The sequence below is a fragment of the Lonsdalea britannica genome (assembly GCF_946477055.1).
GTDB classification, from domain to species: Bacteria; Pseudomonadota; Gammaproteobacteria; order Enterobacterales; family Enterobacteriaceae; genus Lonsdalea; species Lonsdalea britannica_A.
This window is the reverse complement of record NZ_CAMKXG010000268.1, coordinates 1-4,569: the sequence shown is the minus strand read 5'-3', so window position 1 is coordinate 4,569 and position 4,569 is coordinate 1. Positions and strand designations below refer to the sequence as shown.

The 4,569-nt window shown below is 49.9% G+C and carries 3 protein-coding genes, 1 tRNA gene and 1 pseudogene; all 5 read right to left on the bottom strand.

The genetic code is table 11. The features are described from left to right. Positions 1-65: 65 nt before the first annotated feature. Positions 66-158 (bottom strand) — tRNA-Ser (locus tag Q7O77_RS14895). Between the two features lie 304 nt (positions 159-462). Continuing rightward, positions 463-648: a carbon storage regulator CsrA gene (gene csrA, locus Q7O77_RS14890; RefSeq protein ID WP_005972168.1), complete on the bottom strand. Its 186-nt coding sequence runs from the start codon at positions 646-648 to the stop codon at positions 463-465. A gap of 314 nt (positions 649-962) precedes the next feature. Next, positions 963-3,590 carry an alanine--tRNA ligase gene (gene alaS, locus Q7O77_RS14885; protein ID WP_304168890.1) on the bottom strand — a complete coding sequence of 876 codons (2,628 nt, stop codon included), beginning with the start codon at positions 3,588-3,590 and terminating at the stop codon, positions 963-965. A 138-nt stretch (positions 3,591-3,728) separates the two neighbouring features. Next, positions 3,729-4,205 carry a recombination regulator RecX gene (gene recX / locus Q7O77_RS14880; RefSeq protein ID WP_304168887.1) on the bottom strand — a complete coding sequence of 159 codons (477 nt, stop codon included), beginning with the start codon at positions 4,203-4,205 and terminating at the stop codon, positions 3,729-3,731. 50 nt (positions 4,206-4,255) lie between these two features. Further along, positions 4,256-4,569 (bottom strand): annotated as a pseudogene (gene recA, locus Q7O77_RS14875) (recombinase RecA); the annotation flags it as partial.

Genomic DNA, 4,569 nt, shown 5'->3' with positions numbered 1-4,569 from the left:
TCCGACCGCTCGGTTCGTAGCCGAGTACTCTATCCAGCTGAGCTACGGATGCATAATCAATTAAATGGCGGTGAGGGAGGGATTCGAACCCTCGATGCAGCTTTTGACCGCATACTCCCTTAGCAGGGGAGCGCCTTCAGCCTCTCGGCCACCTCACCTAACATGACCTGTGATACTCAACTCATCTTTCGTTTCGTGCTCACCGGTACTGCGTGGCGCACATATTACTTTCCACGACTTATAAGTCAAACAATTTTTCCCTCATCATGTTTGTTTGCACACTTCGCGGTCAATACGTACAGATTGGCAACACAAAGTGTGTTTTATCAACAGAAAAACAATTGCTTATCATGCTCGTGAGCAGGAAGAAACAAATGCGGAACATAGATGGGGAAAACAGGAAATACGACTAAAACGAGCGATAGAAGCAATGGCGCCTCGTTTTGCGAGACGCATTGTCAATTAATACGATGTAGGCTGAGACTTCTCTGCCTGAATGCGCTGATAAATCTCTTCGCGGTGAACGGAGACCTCTTTGGGGGCGTTGACACCAATGCGTACCTGATTGCCCTTTACTCCCAGTACAGTAACCGTAACCTCATCGCCGATCATGAGGGTTTCGCCAACTCGACGAGTTAAAATAAGCATTCTTTGCTCCTTGAAAAGATTATAAAGAGTCAGGCCCCTTCATTTTCTCACCATTATCCGTCATGGGCCAAGAAAACGTAAACCCAGATGATGATTGTTCATCATCCCACTCATAGTTGTTACTAATGTTCAGTCTAGTCGATATAAGACAGCTTGCGATTTTTGTTATCACAGCCAGACGGTAGGTCTTACTGCCCCCGGTATTCCAGGGGCTTATAAACTCCATCTGGCTTGCGTTCATCCGTTTTCGCAAGCCCAAGGCGCCAAAACTGTTTAAGGTTACGACGTTTGTCTAGATAACATTGATAATTTAGTTATAGCTTATCAACCACCCAGGCTTCAACGCTCTCCAGAGCCGCTGGCAGAGCGTTAACGTCACTGCCGCCCGCCTGGGCCATATCAGGACGACCACCGCCCTTACCGCCAACCTGACTGGCGACAAAGCCGATAAGCTCGCCTGCTTTCACCTTGCTGGTCAGCTCTTTCGTCACTCCGGAGATAAGGCTGACCTTACCTTCGGCTGCCGTAGCCAGAACGATAATCGCAGACCCCAGCTGGTTTTTCAGGTCATCGACCATCGTACGCAGCATTTTGGGCTCCACGTCATTGAGCTGAACGACCAGCAGTTTCACACCTTTCACCTCTTTCGCTTTACCCGCCAAGGAGGAGCTTTCTTGTGCCGCTTGTTGCGCTTTCAACTGCTGCAGCTCTTTTTCCAGCGTACGCGTACGATCGATAACAGAACGTACTTTTTCGGCCAGATTATTGCTATCGCCTTTGACCAACGCGGTCACTTCCTGCAATACATCACTCTGACGATGCAGTGCGTTGATCGCATTTTCACCCGTCACCGCTTCGATACGACGAATACCTGCGGCAGTGCCCGACTCCGACACAATCTGGAACAGACCGATATCCCCTGTGCGGCTGGCATGAATCCCCCCACACAGCTCAATCGAGAAGTCGCCCATCGTCAGCACACGAACATGGTCATCATATTTTTCGCCAAAGAGCGCCATGGCGCCTTTTGACTTAGCCTCTGAGATCGCCATCACTTCGGTTTCGATCGGCAAATTGCGACGAACCTGAGCATTAACAATATCTTCGACCTGACGAATCTGTTCCGGTTTCATGGCTTCCGTATGCGAGAAGTCGAAACGCAGGTGGCGATCATTCACCAGAGAACCTTTCTGAGCAACATGCTCACCGAGGACCTGACGCAGTGCTGAATGCAGTAAATGCGTCGCGGAGTGATTCAGACGAATACGATCACGACGCGCCTGATCGACCAACGCATTCACAGTACCATTAATTCGCAGCGTACCGTGGCTGAGTTTACCGATATGACCAATAGCCTGACCATATTTCTGGGTATCTTCCACCACGAAACGCGCATCTGTCGTTTGGAGCTCCCCCCGGTCACCGACCTGACCACCGGACTCACCGTAGAATGGCGTGTTGTCCAAAATGACCACGGCATCTTCACCGGCATGAATTTCATCGACAGACTGACCTTCACGATAAAGCGCAATCACGTTGGCATTGCCTGCCGTGTTTTCGTATCCGCAGAAGTCAGTGGCCGTATCAACGCGAATCTGGCTGTTATAATCCACGCCAAAGCCGCTAGCTTCACGCGCTCGTTGACGCTGCGCTTCCATCGCGCGTTCAAAGCCTTCTTCATCGACCTTGATATTGCGCTCACGGCACACGTCCGCGGTCAAATCCAGCGGGAAACCATAAGTGTCGTACAGACGGAAAGCGGCTTCGCCATCTAGCGTATCGCCCTGCAGACCATTAATCTCTTCGTCCAGCAGCGCCAATCCACGTTCCAGCGTCCGAGCAAACTGCTCTTCTTCATTTTTCAATGCCTGTTCGACCAACGCTTGCTGACGTTTCAGATCTTCTGCAGCAGAGCCCATCACGTTGATCAACGGCGCAACCAACTTATAGAAGAAGGTATCTTTGGCGCCCAGCATATTGCCGTGACGTACGGCGCGACGAATGATACGGCGCAGGACATAGCCCCGGTTTTCGTTGGACGGCATAACGCCATCTGCGATCAGGAAAGCACAGGAACGAATATGGTCGGCAATAACTCGCAGCGATTTGTTATCCAGATCGTCTGTACCAATCACTTTCGCTACGTCAGCGATCAGCGTTTTGAACAGATCGATTTCGTAGTTGGAGTTCACATGCTGCAGGACGGCTGAGATACGTTCCAGACCCATGCCGGTATCCACCGAAGGCTTGGGCAACGGCAACATCGTGCCATCGGCCTGACGATTGAACTGCATGAAGACCAGGTTCCAGATCTCGATATAGCGGTCGCCGTCTTCTTCCGGAGAGCCTGGAGGTCCGCCCCAGATGTGGTCGCCGTGATCGTAAAAAATCTCGGAGCATGGGCCGCAAGGTCCGGTGTCGCCCATCTGCCAGAAGTTATCTGAAGCATACGGCGCGCCTTTGTTGTCACCAATACGGATGATGCGTTCGCGCGGAACGCCAATTTCGTCGGCCCAGATATTAAAAGCTTCATCATCCGTGGCATAGACAGTCACCCACAGCTTTTCTTTCGGCAGATTGAACCACTGCTCGCCGGTGAGTAATTCCCAGGCGTTGCGGATGGCTTCATGCTTGAAATAGTCGCCAAAGCTAAAGTTGCCCAGCATTTCAAAGAAAGTGTGATGACGTGCGGTATAACCTACGTTTTCGAGATCGTTATGCTTCCCACCGGCACGCACGCAACGCTGAGACGTAGTAGCGCGCGAATAGCTACGCTTATCCAGACCAAGGAAGACATCCTTAAACTGGTTCATCCCCGCGTTCGTAAATAACAGTGTCGGATCGTTATTTGGTACTAGGGAGCTACTGGGGACGATCTGGTGTCCCTTACTGTGGAAAAAATCGAGAAACGCTTGACGGATCTCAGCGGTGCTCTTGCTCATAATTGTCCTGAAATCAAGCTAAAAGAATGGTCGCGGGTCCGATCCATACGACATATCGACGAAATCGGACCAAACACGAACTAAAAAAGTGGGAATAAGATAAATTTTCTCAGGAGGGAAGTAAAATCCCGTATGCATTCAATCTGAAAAATTCGTGTACAGAGACTGAATTTCATCATGCGAAAAACCGCGATACAAGAGGTAACGCTGAACTTTCGCTTTTTCTTTCCATTCGGTGGGGAGCGGATAACCAAACTTTCGCTCAGCGACTTGTTGAACTAATTGATACCAATCAACGTCACTGGCGCGTAACGCGTCGCTTTGAGTCGATTTATCCACACCTTTCTGACTTAACTCGCTGCGTATTCGCTGCACACCGTACCCTTTTCGGCTACGACTAGAAATGTAACGTTGAGCGAATCGTTTATCGTCAAGCCAACCATACTCGGCGCAATAGGCAATGGCCTGCTCAATTTCCTGATCGACGGCAATGGAGTCATCGCCGTTTTCTTCTGACGAAGAATACAAGAACGCCGCAATTTTGCGGCGTAACTCGGTTTCACTGTGGTCGCGGACCGCCAACACATTCATGGCATAACGCAATATTTTAGACATGCGTGACCTTGATCGTTGTATGGCTGCTGCTAGCTAACATAATGAACTAATTAAAAATCCTCTTTGGACTCGCCAGTTGTATCTTCATCAAAACCCGCTTCGCTGCTGGCAGCTGCTGCCGCTGGCTCATTACCTTTATTTAGCAACATATCGCGTAGTTTTTTATCCAGCTCATTGGCAATCGCCGTATTCTCGCGGATAAAGTTACATGCATTGGCCTTACCTTGACCAATTTTCTCACCGTTGTAGCTATACCAGGCACCCGCTTTTTCAATCAGCTTGTGCTTAACTCCAAGGTCGACCAACTCACCAAAGGTGTTAATACCTTCACCGTACATGATCTGGAATTCAGCCTGTTTGAACG